The following is a 21,604-nucleotide window of genomic DNA, read 5'->3' on the forward strand; positions in this document are numbered from 1 at the left end:
CGACCTGGAGGGCCATGGCCATGGGACGTCTGACCCGCGTTCTTGTCGCCTTGACCCGCTGGGCGCTGGGCGTTTGCGCCCTGCTGGCGGTACTGGTGGCGCTGTATGTCAGCCTCGGCCGCGAACTGGTGCCGTTGGTGGCCGAGTATCGCGCCGATGTGGAAAGCAAGGCCGAGCAGGCTTTGGGCCTGCCCGTGCACGTTGGTGCCCTGGAAGGCCGCTGGAGCGGCCTGGCACCGGTGCTGCGGGTGCGCGACCTGCAACTGGGCGATGGGGCGACGGCCCTGCGCTTGGACGACGTCAAGGTAGTCCCCGATGTCTGGGCTAGCCTCACTGCCCGAGAAGTACGCCTGGCACGCATTCAGTTGGGCGGCCTGCAGCTGATTCTGCGCGAGAACGAGCAGGGCGCCTGGAGCCTCGAAGGCCTGCCGAAGAAGGACGATGCGCCGCTCGACCCCGCCGAGTTGTTGCAGCGACTGCGCCAGTTGGGCCGCATTGATGTGTTCGACAGTCAGGTCACCCTGCACCCCTGGCAGCGCGACCCGTTGACCCTGACTTATGTGAGCGTTGGCCTGCAGGCCGGAGCTTCGCGCCATGCCCTGGACCTGCGCGCGACCCTGCCCGATGGCCAACCCTTGTCGCTGAACCTGCGCAGTCGTGCCACGCCCAGCGCCTGGCGCGACGGCCAGGTCGAAGCCTATCTGAGCCTGCCACAGAGTGACTGGGCGCGTTGGTTGCCGCCACGCCTGCTGGGCCAGTGGCATGCCGACGCCCTGCGGGCGGGCGGCGAGTTCTGGGTGGACTGGAGCAAGGGGCAGTTGCAGCAGGCCGTTGTACGCCTCAATGCACCGGAGCTGCACGGTGCCTATGCCGGGCGCAAGGCGGCCAGGCTGAACAACCTGGCCCTGGGTGCCTGGTTCCAGCGCCAGGAACAAGGCTTCGATGTGGTAGTCGACTCCCTGGCCATGGACGTCGGCAAGACCCGTTGGGAGTCGCACCTGCAAATGCAGCAGCGTCCAGGCGAGGACGCTGCCGCGGAAAGCTGGAACGTGCAGGCCGACCGCCTCGACCTCACGCCGTTGACACCGCTCGTCGATGCCCTGGCGCCACTCCCGGACAAGGTCATGGCCGTGGTCGATGGCCTGAATGTGACCGGCGCGTTGCGCAATGTGCGTCTGGTAGCCCGGCCCAAGGCTGAGGGTGACCAGCGCCTGCAGTTCGAAGCCAACCTGGAGAAGGTCGGTTTCGATGCCTATCACAATGCCCCGGCAGCCGGTAACGTCAGCGGCAGCATCAGCGGAGACCTTGGTCATGGCGAACTGCGCCTTGATACCGATGCGTTCATGCTGCACCTGTACCCGATCTTCGCCAAACCCTGGCATTACCAGAAGGCCAATGCGCGCCTGACCTGGGCCTTGGACAAGGAGGGTTTCACCCTGGTCGCGCCTTACCTCAAGGTACTGGGCGAGGAGGGCAAGATCGCCGGTGACTTCCTCATTCGCCTGTTGTTCGAAGAAGGCCGTGAAGACTACATGGACCTGCGCGTCGGCCTGACCGAAGGCGATGGCCGCTACACCGCCAAGTACCTGCCCGAGGTGCTCAGCCCGGCACTCGATGAATGGCTGCGCAGTGCGATCGTCAAAGGCACGGTGGACGAAGGCTACTTCCAGTACCAAGGCTCGCTGAACCATGGTGTCGCGCCGGAAGCCCGCAGCATCAGCCTGTTCTTCAAGGTGCGTGATGCAGCCCTGGACTTCCAGCCGGGCTGGCCGCAGGTGCAGCACGTGGATGGCGATGTGTTCATCGAGGACAGTGGTGTGCGCATCAAGGCCCAGCGTGGCGTACTCCTCGATACCAAGGTCAGTAATGTGAGCGTCGATATCCCGCATGTCGACGAGGGCCAGCAAAGCCACCTGTACCTCGATGGTGACTTCGACGGGAGCCTGGGCGATGGCCTGAAGATCCTCAAGGAGGCGCCAATCGGCACTGGCGAGATATTCGCCGGCTGGGAGGGCGAGGGGCCGCTCAAGGGCAAGGTCAAGCTCGACATTCCGTTGGCCCGCGGGCAGCGGCCGAAAGTGCAGGTAGACTTTGCCACCGACGATGCGCGGTTGAAGGTTGCGCCGCCGAGTCTGGAGTTGAGCCGCCTGAAGGGTGACTTCAGCTTTGATTTGGACAAGGGCCTGAGCGGCAAGGGCATCAGCCTGCAAGCGTTCGGCAAGCCTGTTACGGCGCAAATCACCGCCGAAGGCCAGCCCGGGCAGATGCAGACACGCGTCAACGCCAGCGGCCAGGTGTCACTCAAGGCTCTGACCGACTGGCTGCAGTTCAAGCAGGCCTTGCCGGCGTCCGGCGACCTGCCTTACCAGTTGCAGGTCAGCCTGGGTAGCCGGGACAACCGTCTGAGTGTCGATTCCAGCCTCAAGGGCTTGGCCATAGACCTGCCGGCACCGTTCGGCAAGGCAGCGTCCGATACCCGTGACACACGCTTCAGCATGACCCTGCAGGGGCCGGAGCGGCGCTTCGATGTCGCCTACACCGACCTTGCCCGCTTTGCCTACGCCGCGCCGGCCGAGAAGCTGGGGCAGGGCCGTGGCGAGTTGCTGCTGGGCGCCGGTGATGCCCAGGTACCTGCCGGCCAGGGCCTGCGAGTGCGCGGGCACCTGGAGACGCTGGACCTGGGGCCCTGGCAGGAACAGGCGGCGCGCCTGGCCGGCGATGACCCGGGCAGTAGCGCGAGGCAGAACCTGCAAGGCGTAGACCTGAGCATCGGCCAGCTGAAAGCCTTTGGCCTGGACCTGAACCAGGCCGTGGTGCGCCTGGCCCGTGGCGGCCCCGCCTGGGATTTGCGCCTCGATAGCAAGGAAGTCATCGGCAACGCCCGGGTGCCGGATGCCAAGGGCGCGCCAATGGTGGTGCGCATGCAGACCTTGCGCCTGCCCGCCGCCAGCGCGGCGGAAAAGCAGGCAGAGGCACAGGCCGAGGAGGGCCCGGACCCGCTGGCTTCGTTCGACCCGCGCAAGGTTCCGGCACTGGACCTGAGCATCGACAAGCTCTATCGCGGTGACGACCTGTACGGCAGTGCGTCGCTCAAGCTGCGGCCGACCGCGCGTGGCGTGACCGCCAGCGATATAGACCTCGACTTCAAAGGACTGCGTATCGATGGTGGCGGTGGCTGGGAAGGCGAACCGGGAAAAACCGGCAGTTGGTACAAAGGGCGCCTGGACGGCAACAACCTGGCGGATGTGCTCAAGGCCTGGGGCTTTGCGCCGACCGTGACCAGCCGCGACTTCCGCCTGGATGTAGATGGCCGCTGGCCGGGTTCGCCGGCCTCGGTGAGCCTCAAGCGCTTCTCCGGCAGCATGGACGCAGCCCTGCGCACCGGCCAGTTCGTGGAGGTCGAGGGCAGTGCCCAGGCGCTGCGGGTGTTCGGCCTGCTGAACTTCAACTCCATCGGCCGGCGCTTGCGCCTGGACTTCTCCGACCTGTTCGACAAGGGCCTGGCCTACGACCGCGTCAAAGGCTTGCTGGTAGCCAGTGACGGTGTCTATGTGACCCGCGAGCCAATCGCCGTGACTGGCCCGTCGAGCAACTTCGAGCTGGACGGCACCTTGGACCTGGTGCGCGACCGGGTCGATGCCAACCTGCAGGTAAGTCTGCCAGTGACCAATAACCTGCCGCTGGCAGCCCTGATTGTCGGCGCGCCAGCCGTGGGCGGGGCGCTATTCCTGGTGGACCGGCTGATCGGTGACCGGGTGTCACGCTTCGCCAGCGTGCACTACCGTGTCGAAGGTCCGGTGAAAGAGCCTAGAATCACATTTGTGAAACCTTTCGAGAAATCCCGTTAGGAGTGCCCATGAAGGCAGCGGTAATCCAGATGGTCAGCCAGGACGATGTGCTGGCCAACCTGCAGCGCGCCGGTGCCCTGTTGGAGCAGGCCGCCTTTGGCGGCGCACGGCTGGCGGTGCTGCCGGAAAACTTCGCTGCCATGGGCCGCAAGGACGCCGCTGCCATCGGCCGCGCCGAAGCGTTGGGCAAAGGGCCGATCCTGCCATGGTTGAAACGCACCGCCCGCGACCTCAAGTTATGGATTGTCGCCGGTACCTTGCCATTGCCACCGGTCGGCCAACCTGAAGCCAAGGCCCATGCCTGCTCGCTGCTGATCGACGAACACGGTGAGGTAGCGGCACGCTATGACAAGCTGCACCTGTTCGATGTGGACGTTGCCGACAATCGTGGCCGTTACCGCGAGTCCGACGACTATGCCCACGGCGCCCAAGTGGTAGTGGCCGATACGCCAGTAGGGCGGCTGGGGCTGAGCGTGTGCTACGACCTGCGCTTCCCCGAACTGTACAGCGCACTGCGCGCCGCCGGCGCGGAACTGATCACTGCGCCAGCCGCCTTCACTGCGGTAACGGGCGCGGCACATTGGGAAGTGCTTGTGCGCGCCCGTGCCATCGAGACCCAGTGCTACCTGCTGGCTGCGGCACAGGGCGGCACCCACCCGGGGCCACGGGAAACCCATGGCCATGCGGCGATCGTCGACCCCTGGGGGCGCATCGTCGCTGAACAGGCGCAAGGTGAAGCAGTATTGCTCGCCGAACGCGACATTGACGAACAAGCGTCCATCCGGGCGCGCATGCCGGTGGTATCGCACCGGCGCTTTTTCTCGCAGGGCGCGTTGCGGCCTGCGCACACCTCGGAGTGACTATGAGCCAGATGTTATCCACCGTCAGCGAGCAGCTCCTGGCCCCAGGCGGCTTGACCCTGGACAGCCTGCAGAGCGTGCTGGGTGAGTTGGCCGGCCCCGGCATCGACGCCGCCGACCTGTATTTCCAGGGGCAGATCTCGGAAACCTGGGCGCTGGAAGACGGCATCGTCAAAGAGGGCAGTTTCAACCTCGACCAGGGCGTGGGCGTGCGTGCCCAATCCGGTGAAAAGACCGGCTTTGCCTACAGCAACGCAATCAACCTCGAAGCGCTGACCTCGGCCGCCCGTGCCGCCCGTTCGATCTCGCGTGCCGGGCAGAACGGCAAGGTGCAGGCCTTCCGCAGCCAGGACGTGACCGCGCTTTACCCGGCGGACAACCCGCTGGATGTGCTCAGCCGTGCCGAAAAGGTCGAACTGCTCAAGCGTGTCGACGCCGCCACCCGCGCCCTTGACCCGCGTATCCAGCAGGTCAGTGTGAGCATGGCCGGGGTCTGGGAGCGCATCCTGATCGCTGCGGCCGATGGCAGCCTGGCCGCCGACGTGCGCCCGCTGGTGCGCTTCAACGTCAGCGTCATCGTCGAGCAGAATGGCCGCCGCGAGCGTGGCGGGCAGGGCGGTGGCGGGCGTACCGACTACCGCTTCTTCACCGAAGAGCGGGTCATGGGCTATGCCCGCGAAGCGCTGCGCCAGGCCCTGGTGAACCTGGAGGCGATCCCGGCACCGGCTGGTACCCTGCCGGTGGTGCTGGGTTCGGGCTGGTCGGGCGTGCTGCTGCACGAGGCTGTCGGCCATGGCCTGGAAGGTGACTTCAACCGCAAGGGCAGTTCGGCGTTCAGCGGCCGCATTGGCGAGAAAGTGGCGTCGAGCCTGTGCACCATTGTCGACGACGGCACCCTCGAAGGCCGCCGTGGCTCGCTGAGCGTGGATGACGAAGGCACCCCGACCGAGTGCACCACATTGATCGAGAACGGTGTGCTCAAGGGCTACATGCAGGACAAGCTGAATGCGCGCCTGATGGGCATGGCGGTGACCGGCAACGGCCGCCGCGAATCCTACGCGCACCTGCCGATGCCGCGCATGACCAACACCTACATGCGTGCGGGCGAAAGCGACCCGCAGGAAATCATCGCTTCGGTGAAGAAGGGTATCTACTGCGCCAACCTCGGCGGTGGCCAGGTGGACATTACCAGCGGCAAGTTCGTGTTCTCGACCAGTGAGGCCTACCTGATCGAAGACGGCAAGATTTCCGCGCCGGTGAAGGGGGCGACCCTGATCGGCAATGGCCCGGAAGCGATGAGCCGGGTGTCGATGGTCGGTAACGACCTGGCGCTGGACAGCGGGGTAGGGACTTGCGGCAAGGACGGGCAGTCGGTGCCGGTGGGGGTCGGGCAGCCAACCTTGAAGCTGGATGCGATCACCGTGGGCGGTACAGGGGCGTGATGGCTTCGGGTGTGGGAGCGGGCTTGCCCGCTCCCACAGGGCCCCAGCCTGTCAGCGCAACCCGCGCTGCAGCTCGTCGAGATCGCGGATGTACTTGAACACCTTGCGCGCGGCGGCAGGCGGCTTGTTCCGCGCCTTCTCGTGCTGGGCATGGCGTACCAGCGAGCGCAGCTGCTGGCGGTCGGTGTCGGGGTATTCGTTGACGAAGCGTTCGAGGTCTTCGTCATTACCGTCGATCAACCGGTCGCGCCAGCGCTCCAGGCTGTGGAAGCGCTCGTTGTACTGGCGGGTCGAGCTGTCCATCTGTTCGAGCAGGGCGTGGATGGCATCCAGATCCTGCACGCGCATCAGCTTGCCGACAAACGACATGTGGCGTTTGCGGGCACCGTGAGCGGTGTGCTTGCTGGCTTCGGCCAGGGCCTTGCGCAGCTCGTCGGTCAACGGCAGGCGAGCCAGGGTATCGGCCTTGAGCGTGGTAAGGCGCTCGCCGAGTTCGACCAGCGCATGCAGCTCGCGCTTGATCTGGGTTTTGCTTTTTTCGCCGTCGAAGGCGTCGTCGTTTGAATCAACCATGGTGGCAGTCCGCTAGAAATCGCCGCCATGATAACCAGTCGGGGGCCGCTTGTCCGGCCCGGTCGTAGAATGACCCTCGCCGAACGCAGAATTTGAGTGGAGAGAACCATGAGTGCAGTCCAGAGCGTAGGTCCGAAGGACCTGCCAGCATTGCAGGAGCAGGTCGAGGCGATCATTGCCGAGGCGCGCCGCCAGGGGGCCAGTGCCTGCGAAGTGGCGGTGTCGCTGGAGCAGGGCCTGTCCACCACGGTACGTCAGCGAGAGGTCGAGACGGTCGAATTCAATCGCGACCAGGGCTTTGGCATCACCCTCTATGTGGGCCAGCGCAAAGGCTCGGCAAGCACCTCGGCCAGTGGTCCGGAAGCGATCCGCGAAACCGTCGCCGCGGCCTTGGCGATTGCCAGGCATACCTCCGAGGACGAATGTTCCGGCTTGGCCGACGCAGCGTTGATGGCCCGCGAGATCCCTGACCTGGACCTGTATCACGACTGGAACCTCGAGCCAGAGAAGGCCATCGAGATGGCCCTGGCCTGCGAGGCGGCGGCGTTCGACGCCGACCCGCGCATCCTCAATGCCGACGGCACCACCCTCAATACCCACCAGGGTTGCCGCGTGTATGGCAACAGCCATGGTTTCATCGGTGGCTACGCCTCGACCCGGCACAGCCTGAGCTGCGTGATGATCGCCGAAGGCGACGGCCAGATGCAGCGTGACTACTGGTACGACGTGAACCGCCAGGGCAACCTGCTGGCAGACCCGCGTAGCATCGGCGTGCGCGCTGCCCAGCGTGCCGCCAGCCGCCTGGGTGCGTGTCCGGTGCCGACCTGCGAGGTGCCGGTGCTGTTCTCGGCCGAGCTGGCAGGTGGCTTGTTCGGCAGCTTCCTGTCGGCCATCTCCGGCGGCAACCTGTACCGCAAGTCGTCGTTCCTGGAGGGGACCATCGGCCAGCGCCTGTTCCCCACCTGGCTGACCCTCGACGAGCGTCCGCACATTCCGCGGGCACTGGGCAGTGCCGCATTCGACGGTGACGGCCTTGCTACCTATGCCAAGCCGTTCGTCGACAAGGGTGAGCTGGTGTCGTACCTGCTGGGTACCTATTCCGGGCGCAAGCTGGGTTTGCCAAGCACTGCCAACGCTGGTGGTGTGCACAATCTGTTCGTCAGCCATGGTGTCGAAGACCAGGCGGCGCTGATCCGGCGTATGGGCCGTGGGCTGCTGGTGACCGAGTTGATGGGGCATGGCCTGAACATGGTGACGGGGGATTATTCCCGTGGCGCGGCAGGCTTCTGGGTCGAGAATGGCGAGATTCAGCACGCAGTGCAGGAAGTGACCATTGCCGGGAACATGAAAGACATGTTCCAGCAGATTGTCGCGATCGGCAGCGATCTTGAGACCCGAAGCAACATTCACACCGGGTCGGTGCTGATCGAGCGGATGACTGTGGCGGGTAGCTGATTCATAGCCTGTAGCGGCCTCTTCGCGGGTAAACCCGCTCCTACAGGAATCGCATAAGGCTCCAGTCTAATGCGATTCCTGTAGGAGCGGGTTTACCCGCGAAGAGGCCGTTGCAGGCACTACAGAATTTTCAATGAAACCGAAGACCCGGCCCCCATGCCGGGTTTTTTGTTTCATCATCTATCTTGAAGTGATTCTATTTATCACTTAATAATGAATATCATTAACCAGTAGCTCGGCGATGATGTTCATGAAACCCGTCCTCCGCGAACTGCCCTACCTGGAAAACTGGCGCTGGCTCAGCCGACGCATCCGCTGTGCGCTCGAGCCCGACGAACCGCGCCTGATCGAGCACTACTTGGCTGAAGGCCGCTACCTGGTGTGCTGTACCGAGACCTCTTCATGGACGGTGGCGCTGACTTCCTTCCGCCTGCTGCTGGATACCGCCTGCGACCGCATGCTGCCCTGGCATTGGCGCTGCTTGTGCCTGGACCAGGCCTGGCGCCCTCTGCTGGACCTGCGCAACCTCGACCGCGAGGCACAGAACCAGCGCTGGCAGCCCTACGCCATGCAGTTGGCCAATTGCCGCCTGCTGCCGTCGATTTCTCCCGATGAACTGATGCAAGGATTTGATGATGAGTGATACCCGTATCGAGCGTGACAGCATGGGCGAACTCCAGGTGCCGGCCCAGGCCCTGTACGGCGCCCAGACCCAACGCGCGGTCGACAATTTCCCGATCAGCGGCCAGCGCATGCCGGCCCAGTTCATTCGTGCACTACTGCTGGCCAAGGCTGCCGCGGCCAAGGCCAACGTCGAACTGGAACAGTTGTCGACCGCGCAAGGCCAGGCCATCGTAACGGCAGTCGAGCAACTCCTGGCGAGTGACTTCATCCAGCATTTCCCGGTGGATGTGTTCCAGACAGGCTCCGGAACCAGCTCGAATATGAACGCCAACGAGGTGATCGCCACACTGGCCAGTCGCGTGCTGGGTGAGGTCGTCAACGCCAACGACCACATCAACTGCGGCCAGAGCAGCAACGACATCATCCCCACCACGATTCACGTCAGCGCCGCCCTGGCCTTGCATGAGCAGCTACTGCCCGCCCTGGCGCATCTGGTGCAGGTGATCGAGGCCAAGTCGGCACAGGTGCATCAGTACGTGAAGACCGGCCGCACCCACCTGATGGACGCCATGCCGGTGCGCATGAGCCAGGTGCTGGATGGCTGGGCGGCGCAGATCGATGGCGCCAAGGCACACATCGAAGCTACCCTGCCGAGCCTGCAGGCCCTGGCCCAGGGCGGCACGGCCGTGGGTACCGGCATCAACGCCCACCCGCAATTCGCTGCTGTTTTCGCCCGCCAGCTCAGCGGCCTGACCCAGGTCGAGTTCACCCCCGGGCAGAACCTGTTCGCCCTGATCGGCTCGCAGGACACCGCAGTGGCCCTGTCCGGCCAGCTCAAGACTACCGCCGTGGCGCTCATGAAGATTGCCAACGACCTGCGCTGGATGAACTCTGGCCCGCTGGCCGGGCTGGGCGAAATCGAGCTGCAAGGCCTGCAGCCGGGCTCTTCGATCATGCCGGGCAAGGTCAACCCGGTGATTCCAGAGGCCACCGCCATGGTCGCCGCCCAAGTGATCGGCAATGACGCCACCATCGCCATCGCTGGCCAGTCCGGCAACTTCGAGCTGAACGTGATGCTGCCGGTGATCACCCGCAACCTGCTGGAGAGCATCGAGCTGATGGCCAACGTTAGCCGCCTGCTGGCCGACAAGGCCATCGCCAGCTTCAAGGTCAACGAAAGCAAGCTCAAGGAAGCCCTGGCACGCAACCCGATTCTGGTCACGGCGCTGAACCCGATCATCGGCTACCTCAAGGCCGCCGAAATCGCCAAGACCGCTTACAAGCAAGGCCGTCCGATCATCGACGTGGCGCTGGAGCACACCGACCTGTCGCGTGACCAGCTGGAAACGCTACTGGACCCGGAAAAACTCACCGCCGGTGGTATCTGACACTGAGTCACGGCCCAAGCGCCAGCGGTGGCCGCATTGGTCATCGCCCAACCCATGCCTACGGAATTCACTGATATGCCCCATAAGTTGCCTGCACTGCCTTACGCTTACGCTGCGCTGGAACCGCACATCGACGCGCAGACCATGGAAATCCACCACACCAAGCACCACCAGACCTACGTCACTGGCCTCAACGCCGCCATCGAAGGCACCGAGTGGGCTGAGTGGCCGGTGGAAAAACTGCTCGGCGCGGTCGGGCAACTGCCGGAAAACCTGCGTGGTGCGGTGACCAACCATGGCGGCGGGCACGCCAACCACAGCCTGTTCTGGACCGTGATGTCGCCGCAGGGTGGGGGAGAGCCGCAGGGCGCTCTGGCGCAGGCCATAGATGCCCAACTGGGCGGCTTCGATGCCTTCAAGGAGGCTTTCACCAAGGCTGCGCTGACCCGCTTCGGCAGTGGCTGGGCCTGGCTCAGCGTGACCCCGCAGAAAACCCTGGTAGTGGAAAGCAGCGGCAACCAGGACAGCCCGCTGATGCACGGCAACACGCCAATCCTCGGCCTGGACGTGTGGGAGCATGCCTATTACCTGAAGTACCAGAACCGTCGTCCGGAATACATCGGTGCCTTTTACAACGTCATTGACTGGGCGGAAGTGGAGCGCCGCTACCTCGAAACCCTGAGGTGAGTCTCCCCGGTATGCGCTACCAGATGATGTCCGTCAGCCGTGTGCGCCTGTTTCGCCTGTTTCGCATGACGCTTGGGACTTTGCTGTTGCTCGCAGGCACTGCATTGCTATTGGCGCGCGGCTTCGCCTGGTTGGACCTGGCCTGGCCCGCTTGGGGCTGTGCATCGGTTTGCGCCGGATGATGGGGTGTTCACCGGTTTCGCTGTGGGAGCGGCACATAATTCATTGAATTAGCGGGGGCTCTGTGGGAGCGGCTTTAGCCGCGAACACCGGCGCAGCCGGTGCCATGCACCGCGTTGGATTCTTCGCGGCTAAAGCCGCTCCCACAGGGTACGCGTACCGCTTGCGAATGGGCCAGCGAATTTCATTCGCCTTCGTCGAAATAATTGTTGATCAGTTCGACCAGCGCTGCCATGGCATCGTCGTCCTGCTCGCCTTCGGTATGCAGGTGCACCTGGGTGCCCTTGCCGGCCGCCAGCATCATCACCGCCATGATGCTCTTGCCATCCACCAGCTTGTCCGGCGCACGGCCAACCCTCACCTGGCAGGGGAAGCGGCCGGCAACGCCGACGAACTTGGCTGCCGCCCGGGCATGCAGACCCAGCTTGTTGATGATGGTGATTTCACGGGCGGGCATCGTGGGGCGGATCCTTGGGCTAGAGGTCGCGGTGGCGGACCTGGACGTTTTTCAGGGATTGCTGCAACAACTGGCCAAGGCGTTCGGTGATGTACACCGAGCGGTGGTGGCCGCCGGTGCAGCCAATGGCAATGGTGACGTAGGCACGGTTGCTGGCGGCGAAGCGGGGCAGCCACTTGAGCAGGTAGCTGGAAATGTCGTTGAACATCTCTTCGACATCCGGCTGTGCGGCCAGGTAGTCGATCACCGGTTGGTCGAGGCCGGAGTGCTCACGCAGCTCGGGCTTCCAGTAGGGGTTGGGCAGGCAGCGCACATCGAACACCAGGTCGGCATCGACCGGCATTCCGCGCTTGAAACCGAACGACTCGACCAGGAACGCGGTGCCAGGCTCTGGCTGGTTGAGCAGGCGCAGCTTGATCGAATCACGCAGCTGGTACAGGTTCAGGCTGGTGGTGTCGATCTTCAGGTCGGCCAGGTCTGCAATCGGCCCCAACAATTCGCTTTCCACCCGGATCGCTTCCGCGAGCGAGCGGTTGGCGTTGGTCAGCGGGTGGCGTCGGCGGGTTTCCGAGAAGCGCTTGAGCAGTACGTCTTCGTCGGCATCCAGGTACAGCACGTCGCACTGGATATGCCGGGCGCGGGCTTCTTCGAGCAACTCGGGAAAACGCGTCAGGTGGCTGGGCAAGTTGCGCGCGTCGATCGACACGGCGACCTTGGGTTGCTGCAACTCGGTGTTGATCAGCGCATTTTCCGCCAGTTGCGGCAGCAGCCCGGCGGGCAGGTTGTCAATGCAGTAGAAACCGTTGTCTTCCAGGACATCGAGGGCGGTGCTCTTGCCGGAGCCGGACCGGCCGCTGACGATGATCAGGCGCATGTTCAGTGCTCGTTCTGTACGTCCAGGACAACCTGGAACAGGGCCTCGCTGCTGGTGGCCGCACGCAGGCGATCACGGACCTCCTTGCGATCGAGCATGCTGGCAATCTGGCGCAGCAATTCCAGATGGGCATCGGTGGCGGCTTCTGGCACCAACAGGACGAACAGCAGGTCCACCGGCGCGCCATCGATGGCGTCGTAGTCGATAGGCGCTTCCAGGTGCAGCAGGGCGCTGACCGGAGCGGAACATCCTTCAAGCCGGCAGTGCGGGATGGCGATGCCGTTGCCGAAACCGGTCGAACCGAGTTTTTCCCGGGCGACCAGTTTTTCGAAGACGTCCTGCATCTCCAGTTCGGGCACTTGTTCGGCGATGACGGTGGCGACCTTTTCCAGGGCGCGCTTCTTGCTGCCGCCCGGCACGTTCACGAGGGAACGGCCGGGGGTCAGGATGGTTTCAAGTCGGATCATGGATGAGGGGGATCAGCGGGCAGCTGCACCTTGCAGCAGGCTTTGCTGTTTTTCCTTGTGTTTTTTCAGTTGGCGGTCGAGCTTGTCGGCCAAGGCGTCGATCGCTGCATACATGTCTTCGTGTTCGGCGTTGGCAACCACTTCGCCGCCGGGAATCTGCAAGGTCGCCTCGACCTTCTGCTGCAGCTTCTCGACTTTCATGATGACCTGCACGTTGGTGATCTTGTCGAAGTGACTTTCCACGCGAGCGAGCTTTTCAAGCACATAATCGCGCAGTGGCTGGGTGACTTCTACATGCTGTCCACTGATATTGACTTGCATACAGCTTCTCCTTTGTTGCCCGTGCATAAAGAGGCAGGTCTTGCACCTGCCCCACAAACGCTGTGGCACATCTCAGGGGCTACATCAGTCGCTTGCGCTCGCTCGACGGTGCGATGCCGAGAGACTCGCGGTACTTGGCGACGGTGCGACGGGCTACCTGGATGCCTTGTGCCTCCAGTAAACCAGCGATCTTGCTGTCACTCAATGGCTTTTTCTGATTTTCCGCCGCAACCAGTTTCTTGATGATCGCGCGGATAGCCGTAGACGAGCATTCTCCGCCTTCGGAGGTGCTGACGTGGCTGGAGAAAAAGTATTTCAGTTCGTAGATGCCACGCGGGGTGTGCATGTATTTCTGCGTGGTTACCCGCGAAATGGTCGACTCGTGCATGCCCACCGCTTCGGCGATGTCATGCAGCACCAAGGGCTTCATCGCTTCGTCGCCGTGGTCGAGGAAGCCGCGTTGATGCTCGACGATCTGCGTGGCCACTTTCATCAGGGTTTCGTTGCGGCTTTGCAGGCTCTTGATGAACCAGCGCGCTTCCTGCAGCTGGTTGCGCATGAAGGTGTTGTCGGCACTGGTGTCGGCTCGGCGCACAAAGCCAGCGTACTGCGGGTTTACGCGCAGCCGCGGAATGGCCTCCTGGTTCAGCTCCACCAGCCAGCGGTCGCTGTCCTTGCGTACGATGACGTCGGGCACCACGTACTCAGGCTCGCTGGACTCGATCTGCGAGCCGGGGCGCGGGTTGAGGCTTTGTACCAGCTCGATGACCTGGCGCAGCTCGTCTTCCTTGATTTTCATGCGACGCATCAGCTGGCTGTAGTCACGGCTGCCGAGCAGGTCGATGAAGTCGGTGACCAGGCGCTTGGCTTCTGTCATCCACGGGGTGCTGGCAGGCAGCTGGCGCAATTGCAGCAACAGGCATTCGCCAAGGGTGCGTGCGGCAACGCCGGCTGGCTCGAATTGCTGGATGCGGTGCAGTACCGCTTCGACCTCGTCCAGCTCGATATCCAGCTCCGGGTCGAAACCTGCGCAGATCTCCTCGAGGCTATCTTCCAGGTAGCCCTGGCCGTTGATGCTGTCGATCAGGGTGACGGCGATCAGGCGGTCGGTGTCGGACATCGGAGCCAGGTTCAGCTGCCACAACAGGTGGCTTTGCAGGCTCTCACCGGCCGATGTGCGGGTGGTGAAGTCCCACTCGTCGTCGTCGTTGCTTGGCAGGCTGCTGGCACTGGTCTGGTAGATGTCTTCCCAGGCGGTGTCGACCGGCAGCTCGTTGGGGATGCGCTCGCTCCATTCACCGTCTTCCAGAGTGTCGGCACTGGTGGTGCTTTCCTGGAAGCTGTTGTCCTGGACTTCGGCGACCGGCTTGTTTTCGGCGTTGTCCGCCATCGGATCGCTGTTGTCGAAGTCGTCGCCGTCTTCCTGACGTTCGAGCATCGGGTTCGACTCCAGCGCTTCCTGGATTTCCTGTTGGAGGTCCAGGGTGGAGAGCTGGAGCAGGCGGATGGCCTGTTGCAACTGAGGTGTCATCGTCAGTTGCTGGCCCATTTTAAGGACGAGCGATGGTTTCATGGCTGGGGCTTAATACCTTGTTCGCCGGCGCGCATGCGCCATCCACTACACGAGGGCGCCGGGGCGCCAGATCAAGCAAGTTTTATGCCTTAAATTGTAGCGTTTGCCTAGAGTACCGTAACACTTTACCCCGGGTTTCAGGGCGATTTGCCAGTACTCCAGGCGCGTGCCAGGCTCAGAGTCGGAACTCGTGGCCCAGGTAAACTTCTTTGACCAGGTCGTTGGCCAGGATGGTTTCAGCGTCGCCTTCGGCGATCAGTCGGCCATCATTGACGATATAGGCGGTTTCGCAGATATCCAGGGTCTCACGCACATTGTGGTCGGTGATCAGTACACCGATGCCCTTGGCCTTGAGGTGGTGGATGATCTGCTTGATGTCACCGACCGAAATCGGGTCGACACCGGCAAACGGTTCGTCCAGCAGGATGAACTTGGGTGCGGTCGCCAGCGCGCGGGCAATTTCCACGCGGCGGCGCTCACCACCGGACAGGCTCATGCCGAGGTTGTCGCGAATGTGGCTGATGTGGAACTCCTGCAGCAGGCTTTCCAGCTCTTTGCGCCGGCCGTCGCGGTCGAGGTCCTTGCGGGTCTCGAGGATGGCCATGATGTTGTCGGCCACCGACAGCTTGCGGAAGATCGAGGCTTCTTGCGGAAGATAGCCGATGCCGGCGCGGGCGCGACCGTGCATGGGCTGGTGGCTGACATCGAGGTTGTCGATCAGCACGCGCCCCTGATCGGCCTGGACCAGGCCGACAATCATGTAGAAGCAGGTGGTCTTGCCGGCGCCGTTGGGGCCGAGCAGGCCGACGATCTGGCCGCTGTCGATCGACAGGCTGACGTCGCGTACGACTTGCCGCCCCTTGTAGCTCTTGGCCAGGTGCTGGGCTTTGAGGGTTGCCATTTACTCGGCCTTCTTCTTGGGCTGGATCACCATGTCGATACGCTGACGCGGCGAGGTCACGTTGCCACCACGACCGGCGGTCGCCACCTGGGTCTGGGTGTTGTAGACGATCTTCTCGCCTTCGGTGGTGTTGCCTTCGCTCTCGACCTTGGCGCGGTCGGTGAGGATGACCATGTCCTTCTGCGACTGGTACTGGATGGTCACCGCCCAGCCTTTCATCTTGTCTGGCTTGGCTGCGCTCTGCTGTTGCTCGAAGTAGGCCAGGTTGCCCACCGAGGTCACCACGTCGATGTCGCCGGAGGCGGAACGGGTGATGGTCACGGTGTTGCCTTTGATCATCATCGAACCCTGGGTGATGATCACGTCGCCGGTGTAGGTGGCCACGCCCTGCTTGTCGTCCAGGTGGGCGTTGTCGGCCTGGATGCGGATAGGCTGGTCACGGTCATTCGGCAGGGCGAGGGCGCTCGCGCTTCCCAGTGCTGCGCTCAGGCTGAGCAAAAGGGGGAGGGTTTTAACGAGCCTCATACTGTCCTCTTACGTTAGAGAGCAAGTCCATCTTGCCTTCTTTCAAATACGCTTTCATACCTTTGCCCGTAGTTGTGCCACCGGCGCCGTCGATTCTAACGGCTTGCTCGGTCTGCGCATATTGCTTCTGCGGGAACACGGTCATGCGTGTGCTGGTAATGATCATTTCACGCTGCTTTTCGTCGGTGCGGGCGACCCGTACGTTGTCGATCAGTTCGACTTCGCTGCCGTCCGGGTTGACCTCGGCGCGGGTGCTCTGTACGTGCCACGGGTATTCGGTACCGCGGTACAGGTGCAGGTCCGGCGTGGTCAGCAGGGTGATTTCGCTGGCTTTCAGGTGTTCGACCTTGTCAGCGGTCATTTCGTACTGCAGCTTGCCGTCGGGCAGGAACTGCACGCTGTGGGCGTTGACCGCGTAGTAGTCGATGGCGCTTTCGTCGACCTGGGCCACAGGTTTGTCGAGGAAGCTTTCCGGGCTGACATTCCAGTAGCCGATCGCCACCAGCAGGGCGGCGATCACTGCGAGCAGCGTAATGTTGCGGGCTTTCTTGCTGAACATGGGCAGCCTTACAGGTAGTTGGCGTTGGCAGCGTCCAGGGTGCCCTGGGCCTGCATGATCAGTTCGCAGAATTCACGGGCCGCGCCTTCGCCGCCACGTGCCTGGGTCACGCCATGTGCGTGCTGGCGAACGAACGGCGCGGCGTTGGCCACCGCCATGCCCAGGGCGACCCGGCGGATCACCGGCAGGTCGGGCAGGTCGTCGCCAAGGTAGGCCACTTCATCATAGCTCAGGCCCAGTTCGGCGAGCAGGCCGTCCAGCACCACCAGTTTGTCTTCGCGGCCCTGATACAGGTGCGGGATGCCGAGGTTCTTCGCCCGGCGCTCGACCACCGGGGTCTTGCGCCCGCTGATGATAGCGGTGGTCACGCCCGAGGCCATGAGCATCTTGATGCCCTGGCCGTCGAGGGTGTTGAAGGTCTTGAACTCGCTGCCGTCCTCGAGGAAGTACAGGCGCCCGTCGGTGAGCACGCCGTCCACGTCGAACACTGCCAGCTTGATGTGCTTGCCGCGTTGCATGAGGTTCTGGTTCATTCCATCGCTCTCTTACATCACGCCGGCGCGCAGCAGGTCGTGCATGTTCAGGGCGCCGGTGGGGCGGTCCTCGCGGTCCACCACCACCAGGGCGTTGATCTTGTGGTCTTCCATGATCTTCAGTGCCTCGGCCGCGAGCATTTCGGCGCGGGCCGTCTTGCCGTGCACGGTCATGACCTGGTCGATCAGGGTGGTGTGGATGTCGATGTTGCGGTCCAGGCTGCGGCGCAGGTCGCCGTCGGTGAAGATCCCGGCCAGCTTGCCGTCGGCTTCGACGATCACGGTCATGCCCAGGCTTTTTCGGGACATTTCAAGGAGCGCGTCCTTGAGCAGGGTACCGCGGGGCACCTGGGGCAGTTCGTCGCCAGCGTGCATCACGTTCTCCACCTTGAGTAGCAAGCGGCGGCCCAGTGCACCACCCGGGTGCGAGAAGGCAAAGTCCTCGGCGGTGAAACCGCGGGCTTCGAGCAGGGCAATGGCCAGCGCGTCGCCCAGCACCAGCGATGCGGTGGTGGAGGAGGTGGGGGCCAGGTTCAGCGGGCAGGCCTCTTGCTCGACGCGGGCGTCGAGGTTGACCTCGGCAGCCTGGGCCAGGGGCGAGTCCGGGTTGCCGGTCAGGCTGATCAGCTTGATGCCCAGGCGCTTGATCAGCGGCAGCAGGGTGACGATTTCGGCAGTGCTGCCGGAATTCGACAGGGCAAGGATGACATCATCGCGGGTGATCATGCCCATGTCGCCATGGCTGGCTTCGGCCGGGTGCACGAAAAACGCCGGTGTACCAGTGCTTGCCAGGGTGGCGGCGATCTTGTTGCCGATGTGCCCGGACTTGCCCATGCCGACCACGACGACCCGGCCCTTGCTGGCCAGGATCAGTTCGCAGGCCTTGACGAAATTTTCGTCGATGCGCGCCAGCAGGCCCTCTACGGCCTCGAGTTCCAGGCGCAGGGTGCGTTGTGCGGATTGGATCAGCTCGCTGGATTGGCTCATGTCGAAAAAGCAATGCCTGATGAAAAGGCGGCGATTATAGCTGCAATGAAAGAAACCCTCACGCTTTCGATTGCCGGGGTGAATGTCTCGCCAGCCTGTCGCAGGGCTGAACGACTCGCTAGCTGACCTTGGGGCGGCGCTGTCAGCGGTGCTATAGTTCGCCGCTATTCGGCCTGCCAGGGGCGCTTGTGCCTTCCAGATGGAGGCCGACGTCCATTAGGACGAGGCTGCACTAGCAAGGAGTCTAGATGAGTGTGGATAGCGCCTACGCGGTCGAGTTGAAGGGGGTTACCTTCAAACGTGGTTCGCGCAGCATTTTCAGCAACGTCGACATTCGCATCCCGCGCGGCAAGGTCACCGGCATCATGGGGCCATCGGGTTGCGGCAAGACCACGTTGCTCCGCCTGATGGGCGCGCAGTTGCGCCCCTCCAGCGGTGAGGTCTGGGTTGCCGGGCAGAACCTGCCGACGTTGTCGCGCAGCGACCTGTTCGACGCCCGCAAGCAAATGGGGGTGCTGTTCCAGAGCGGCGCGCTGTTCACCGATCTCGATGTGTTCGAGAACGTCGCGTTCCCGCTGCGCGTGCATACCCAGCTGTCGGATGAGATGATCCGCGATATCGTTCTGATGAAGCTGCAGGCCGTGGGGCTGCGCGGTGCCATCGACCTGATGCCCGACGAGCTGTCCGGTGGCATGAAGCGCCGTGTGGCCTTGGCCCGGGCGATTGCCCTCGACCCGCAGATCCTCATGTACGACGAGCCGTTCGTCGGCCAGGACCCGATCGCCATGGGTGTATTGGTGCGTCTGATCCGCCTGCTCAACGACGCCTTGGGTATCACCAGCATCGTCGTTTCCCACGACTTGGCGGAAACCGCCAGCATCGCCGACTACATCTATGTCGTAGGTGATGGCCAGGTGCTGGGCCAGGGGACGCCTGACGAGCTGATGGGCTCGGACAACCCGCGGATTCGCCAGTTCATGAAGGGCGACCCGGACGGCCCGGTGCCTTTCCATTTCCCTGCGCCTGACTACCGCGCCGACCTGCTGGGAGCGCGTTGATGCGCAGAAAATCCTTACTCGAACGTGTCCGCCTGCTGGGTCGCTCGGCCATCGACGTGCTGGCGGTGCTGGGGCGCTCCTGCCTGTTCCTGTTCCATGCGCTGATCGGCCGTGGCGGCATTGGCGGCGGCTTCCAGCTGCTGACCAAGCAGCTGTATTCGGTGGGCGTGCTGTCGCTGGCGATCATCGTCGTGTCCGGGGTGTTCATCGGCATGGTGCTGGCGCTACAGGGCTTCAGCATCCTGACCAAGTACGGCTCGGAGCAGGCGGTGGGGCAGATGGTCGCCCTGACCCTGCTGCGTGAGCTCGGCCCGGTGGTGACGGCGTTGCTGTTCGCCGGCCGTGCCGGTTCGGCGCTGACCGCAGAAATCGGCAACATGAAGTCCACCGAGCAGTTGTCGAGCCTTGAAATGATCGGCGTCGACCCGCTCAAGTACATCGTCGCGCCGCGCCTGTGGGCCGGTTTCATCTCGCTGCCGTTGCTGGCGCTGATTTTCAGCGTGGTCGGCATCTGGGGTGGCTCGTGGGTGGCGGTGGACTGGCTGGGCGTCTATGAGGGCTCGTTCTGGGCCAACATGCAGAACAGTGTTTCGTTCACGGACGATGTGCTCAACGGGCTGATCAAGAGCCTGGTATTTGCCTTCGTCACGACCTGGATCGCCGTATTCCAGGGGTACGACTGTGAGCCCACCTCAGAAGGGATCAGCCGTGCCACCACCAAGACCGTGGTCTATGCCTCGTTGGCAGTGCTGGGTCTGGACTTTATTCTGACCGCCTTGATGTTTGGAGATTTCTGATGCAAAACCGCACCCTGGAAATCGGTGTCGGCCTGTTCCTTCTGGCCGGGATCCTGGCGCTGCTGCTGCTGGCCCTGCGTGTCAGCGGGCTGTCGGCCAGCCCGAGCAGCGATACCTATAAAGTTTATGCCTACTTCGACAATATCGCCGGTTTGACGGTCAGAGCTAAAGTGACCATGGCCGGTGTGACCATCGGCAAGGTTACCGCCATCGATCTGGACCGCGATTCCTACACCGGTCGGGTGACGCTGCAGCTGGACAAGTCGGTGGACAACCTGCCGACCGACTCCACTGCCTCGATCCTGACCGCCGGGTTGCTTGGCGAGAAGTACATCGGCATCAGCGTGGGCGGTGAGGACCAGGTGCTCAAGGACGGCGGGACCATCCACGACACCCAGTCGGCACTGGTGCTGGAAGATCTGATTGGCAAGTTCCTGCTCAACTCCGTTGGCAAGGAACCGAAAGAAGCGCAACCGGCTAATTAAGGAGTTTCCATGATTTCAATCCTGCGACGTGGCCTGCTGGTCCTGCTGGCGGCCTTCCCCCTGCTGACCGTGGCTGCGCAGACGCCACACGATGTGGTTCAGGGCACCACCACTGAACTGCTGGGCGACCTCAAGGCCAACAAGGAACAGTACAAGTCCAACCCCAATGCCTTCTATGATGCGCTGAACCGCATCCTCGGCCCGGTGGTGGACGCTGACGGTATTTCCAAGAGCATCATGACCGTCAAGTACTCGCGCAAGGCCACCCCCGAGCAGATGCAGCGCTTCCAGGAAAACTTCAAGCGCAGCCTGATGCAGTTCTATGGCAATGCCCTGCTCGAGTACAACAACCAGGGCATCACCGTCGACCCGGCCAAGGCTGATGACGGCAAGCGCGCCAGCGTTGGCATGAAGGTCACCGGCAACAACGGTGCCGTGTATCCAGTGCAGTACACCCTGGAGAACATCGGTGGCGAGTGGAAGGTGCGCAACGTGATCGTCAACGGCATCAATATCGGCAAGCTGTTCCGCGACCAGTTCGCCGACGCCATGCAGCGCAATGGCAACGACCTGGACAAGACCATCGACGGCTGGGCCGGCGAAGTGGCCAAGGCCAAGCAGGCCGCCGACAACTCGCCGGAGAAGACCGTCAAATGAGTGAGGCCGGTGTAAGCATGGCCGAGCCGGGCGTGTTGCGCCTGGCCGGCGTGCTGGACTACCGCAGCGGGCCGGTCCTGCGCAAGCAGGGCAAGGCGCTGATCGCGGCCTGCCGCGAGGCGCAGCTGGTGCTCGATTGTTCGGCAGTGCAGCGTTCCACCAGTGTCGGCCTGTCGTTGCTGCTGGCCTTCATGCGCGATGCCCAGGCCGCAGGCAAGGGTTGCCAGGTGCGCAGCATGCCGGACGACATGCGGGAAATTGCCGAGGTCTATGATCTCGATGAAGTGCTGGCAACCTGATGGCCCGGCACGGATGATGGCCCCTCGGTCAGTGAAGCCCTCGTTGGGCTTCGC

The 21,604-nt window shown here is 63.2% G+C and carries 23 protein-coding genes; 12 read left to right on the top strand and 11 right to left on the bottom strand.

The genetic code is table 11. The annotated features are described in order from the left end of the window. The first annotated feature begins 14 nt into the window (after positions 1 to 14). From NY023_RS04960 to tldD, 3 genes are read left to right on the top strand one after another with little or no spacing between them, the layout of a single operon-like run. The gene (locus tag NY023_RS04960) at positions 15 to 3,848 is read left to right on the top strand and encodes a YhdP family protein (RefSeq protein WP_044046899.1); all 3,834 of its coding nucleotides are present in this window, start codon (positions 15 to 17) and stop codon (positions 3,846 to 3,848) included. An 8-nt stretch (positions 3,849 to 3,856) separates the two neighbouring features. Beyond that, positions 3,857 to 4,708: a carbon-nitrogen hydrolase family protein gene (locus NY023_RS04965; protein ID WP_013971069.1), complete on the top strand. Its 852-nt coding sequence runs from the start codon at positions 3,857 to 3,859 to the stop codon at positions 4,706 to 4,708. A gap of 2 nt (positions 4,709 to 4,710) precedes the next feature. Further along, positions 4,711 to 6,150 carry a metalloprotease TldD gene (tldD, locus tag NY023_RS04970; RefSeq protein WP_013971070.1) on the top strand — a complete coding sequence of 480 codons (1,440 nt, stop codon included), beginning with the start codon at positions 4,711 to 4,713 and terminating at the stop codon, positions 6,148 to 6,150. 51 nt (positions 6,151 to 6,201) lie between these two features. Here tldD and yjgA read toward each other — a convergent pair whose 3' ends face one another. Next, a complete protein-coding gene (yjgA, locus tag NY023_RS04975) occupies positions 6,202 to 6,723 on the bottom strand; it encodes a ribosome biogenesis factor YjgA (RefSeq protein WP_003255152.1) in 522 nt (173 codons plus the stop codon). Positions 6,724 to 6,831: 108 nt separating this feature from the next. Between yjgA and pmbA the strand changes: the two genes are divergently transcribed. The 4 genes from pmbA (at position 6,832) to NY023_RS04995 (ending at position 10,877) form a co-directional block, all read left to right on the top strand. Further along, a complete protein-coding gene (gene pmbA, locus NY023_RS04980) occupies positions 6,832 to 8,178 on the top strand; it encodes a metalloprotease PmbA (protein WP_013971071.1) in 1,347 nt (448 codons plus the stop codon). A gap of 241 nt (positions 8,179 to 8,419) precedes the next feature. Continuing rightward, positions 8,420 to 8,821 carry a hypothetical protein gene (locus tag NY023_RS04985; protein WP_013971072.1) on the top strand — a complete coding sequence of 134 codons (402 nt, stop codon included), beginning with the start codon at positions 8,420 to 8,422 and terminating at the stop codon, positions 8,819 to 8,821. Beyond that, positions 8,814 to 10,190, top strand: coding sequence for a class II fumarate hydratase (locus tag NY023_RS04990; protein WP_041506245.1), 1,377 nt, complete (start codon positions 8,814 to 8,816; stop codon positions 10,188 to 10,190). Before NY023_RS04985 ends, NY023_RS04990 begins: the two co-directional genes overlap by 8 nt. A 75-nt stretch (positions 10,191 to 10,265) precedes the next feature. After that, positions 10,266 to 10,877, top strand: a complete 612-nt coding sequence (locus tag NY023_RS04995; RefSeq protein WP_031324295.1) for a superoxide dismutase — start codon at positions 10,266 to 10,268, stop codon at positions 10,875 to 10,877. Between the two features lie 364 nt (positions 10,878 to 11,241). Here the strand turns inward: NY023_RS04995 and NY023_RS05000 are convergent, their stop codons facing one another. From NY023_RS05000 to NY023_RS05045, 10 genes are all read right to left on the bottom strand, one after another. Next, a complete protein-coding gene (locus NY023_RS05000) occupies positions 11,242 to 11,514 on the bottom strand; it encodes an HPr family phosphocarrier protein (RefSeq protein WP_013971075.1) in 273 nt (90 codons plus the stop codon). A 19-nt stretch (positions 11,515 to 11,533) separates the two neighbouring features. Then, the gene (gene rapZ / locus NY023_RS05005; protein WP_013971076.1) at positions 11,534 to 12,388 is read right to left on the bottom strand and encodes an RNase adapter RapZ; all 855 of its coding nucleotides are present in this window, start codon (positions 12,386 to 12,388) and stop codon (positions 11,534 to 11,536) included. Positions 12,389 to 12,390: 2 nt separating this feature from the next. Then, the gene (ptsN, locus tag NY023_RS05010; RefSeq protein ID WP_015269060.1) at positions 12,391 to 12,855 is read right to left on the bottom strand and encodes a PTS IIA-like nitrogen regulatory protein PtsN; all 465 of its coding nucleotides are present in this window, start codon (positions 12,853 to 12,855) and stop codon (positions 12,391 to 12,393) included. A gap of 12 nt (positions 12,856 to 12,867) precedes the next feature. After that, the gene (hpf, locus tag NY023_RS05015) at positions 12,868 to 13,176 is read right to left on the bottom strand and encodes a ribosome hibernation-promoting factor, HPF/YfiA family (RefSeq protein WP_003255135.1); all 309 of its coding nucleotides are present in this window, start codon (positions 13,174 to 13,176) and stop codon (positions 12,868 to 12,870) included. A 79-nt stretch (positions 13,177 to 13,255) separates the two neighbouring features. After that, positions 13,256 to 14,749, bottom strand: a complete 1,494-nt coding sequence (locus tag NY023_RS05020; protein ID WP_044046900.1) for an RNA polymerase factor sigma-54 — start codon at positions 14,747 to 14,749, stop codon at positions 13,256 to 13,258. Between the two features lie 175 nt (positions 14,750 to 14,924). Continuing rightward, the gene (gene lptB, locus NY023_RS05025) at positions 14,925 to 15,650 is read right to left on the bottom strand and encodes an LPS export ABC transporter ATP-binding protein (RefSeq protein ID WP_003257916.1); all 726 of its coding nucleotides are present in this window, start codon (positions 15,648 to 15,650) and stop codon (positions 14,925 to 14,927) included. Further along, positions 15,651 to 16,175 (bottom strand): lipopolysaccharide transport periplasmic protein LptA, encoded by a 525-nt coding sequence (gene lptA / locus NY023_RS05030; RefSeq protein ID WP_023660773.1) that lies wholly within the window; start codon positions 16,173 to 16,175, stop codon positions 15,651 to 15,653. Continuing rightward, positions 16,162 to 16,734 (bottom strand): LPS export ABC transporter periplasmic protein LptC, encoded by a 573-nt coding sequence (lptC, locus tag NY023_RS05035; protein ID WP_013971080.1) that lies wholly within the window; start codon positions 16,732 to 16,734, stop codon positions 16,162 to 16,164. Before lptC ends, lptA begins: the two co-directional genes overlap by 14 nt. An 8-nt stretch (positions 16,735 to 16,742) precedes the next feature. Further along, positions 16,743 to 17,267, bottom strand: a complete 525-nt coding sequence (locus NY023_RS05040; RefSeq protein ID WP_013971081.1) for a KdsC family phosphatase — start codon at positions 17,265 to 17,267, stop codon at positions 16,743 to 16,745. Positions 17,268 to 17,279: 12 nt separating this feature from the next. Further along, a complete protein-coding gene (locus tag NY023_RS05045; RefSeq protein ID WP_013971082.1) occupies positions 17,280 to 18,254 on the bottom strand; it encodes an SIS domain-containing protein in 975 nt (324 codons plus the stop codon). A 248-nt stretch (positions 18,255 to 18,502) separates the two neighbouring features. Between NY023_RS05045 and NY023_RS05050 the strand changes: the two genes are divergently transcribed. Genes NY023_RS05050 through NY023_RS05070 form a run of 5 tightly spaced genes read left to right on the top strand, consistent with a single transcriptional unit; the run spans position 18,503 to position 21,550 of the window. Next, a complete protein-coding gene (locus tag NY023_RS05050) occupies positions 18,503 to 19,312 on the top strand; it encodes an ATP-binding cassette domain-containing protein (RefSeq protein WP_012270662.1) in 810 nt (269 codons plus the stop codon). Beyond that, positions 19,312 to 20,109 carry a lipid asymmetry maintenance ABC transporter permease subunit MlaE gene (gene mlaE, locus NY023_RS05055; protein WP_013971083.1) on the top strand — a complete coding sequence of 266 codons (798 nt, stop codon included), beginning with the start codon at positions 19,312 to 19,314 and terminating at the stop codon, positions 20,107 to 20,109. Before NY023_RS05050 ends, mlaE begins: the two co-directional genes overlap by 1 nt. Continuing rightward, complete coding sequence (mlaD, locus tag NY023_RS05060; protein WP_003257921.1) at positions 20,109 to 20,594, top strand: outer membrane lipid asymmetry maintenance protein MlaD; 486 nt, start codon at positions 20,109 to 20,111, stop codon at positions 20,592 to 20,594. The genes mlaE and mlaD overlap by 1 nt, the downstream gene beginning before the upstream one ends. A gap of 9 nt (positions 20,595 to 20,603) precedes the next feature. Next, entirely contained in the window at positions 20,604 to 21,251 is a 648-nt protein-coding gene (locus NY023_RS05065; RefSeq protein WP_003257922.1) for a phospholipid-binding protein MlaC, read from the top strand. Then, positions 21,248 to 21,550, top strand: a complete 303-nt coding sequence (locus NY023_RS05070; RefSeq protein ID WP_015269065.1) for a lipid asymmetry maintenance protein MlaB — start codon at positions 21,248 to 21,250, stop codon at positions 21,548 to 21,550. Before NY023_RS05065 ends, NY023_RS05070 begins: the two co-directional genes overlap by 4 nt. Positions 21,551 to 21,604: the final 54 nt, after the last annotated feature.

The organism is Pseudomonas sp. NBB (genome assembly GCF_032701105.1).
GTDB classification, from domain to species: Bacteria; Pseudomonadota; Gammaproteobacteria; order Pseudomonadales; family Pseudomonadaceae; genus Aquipseudomonas; species Aquipseudomonas asiatica.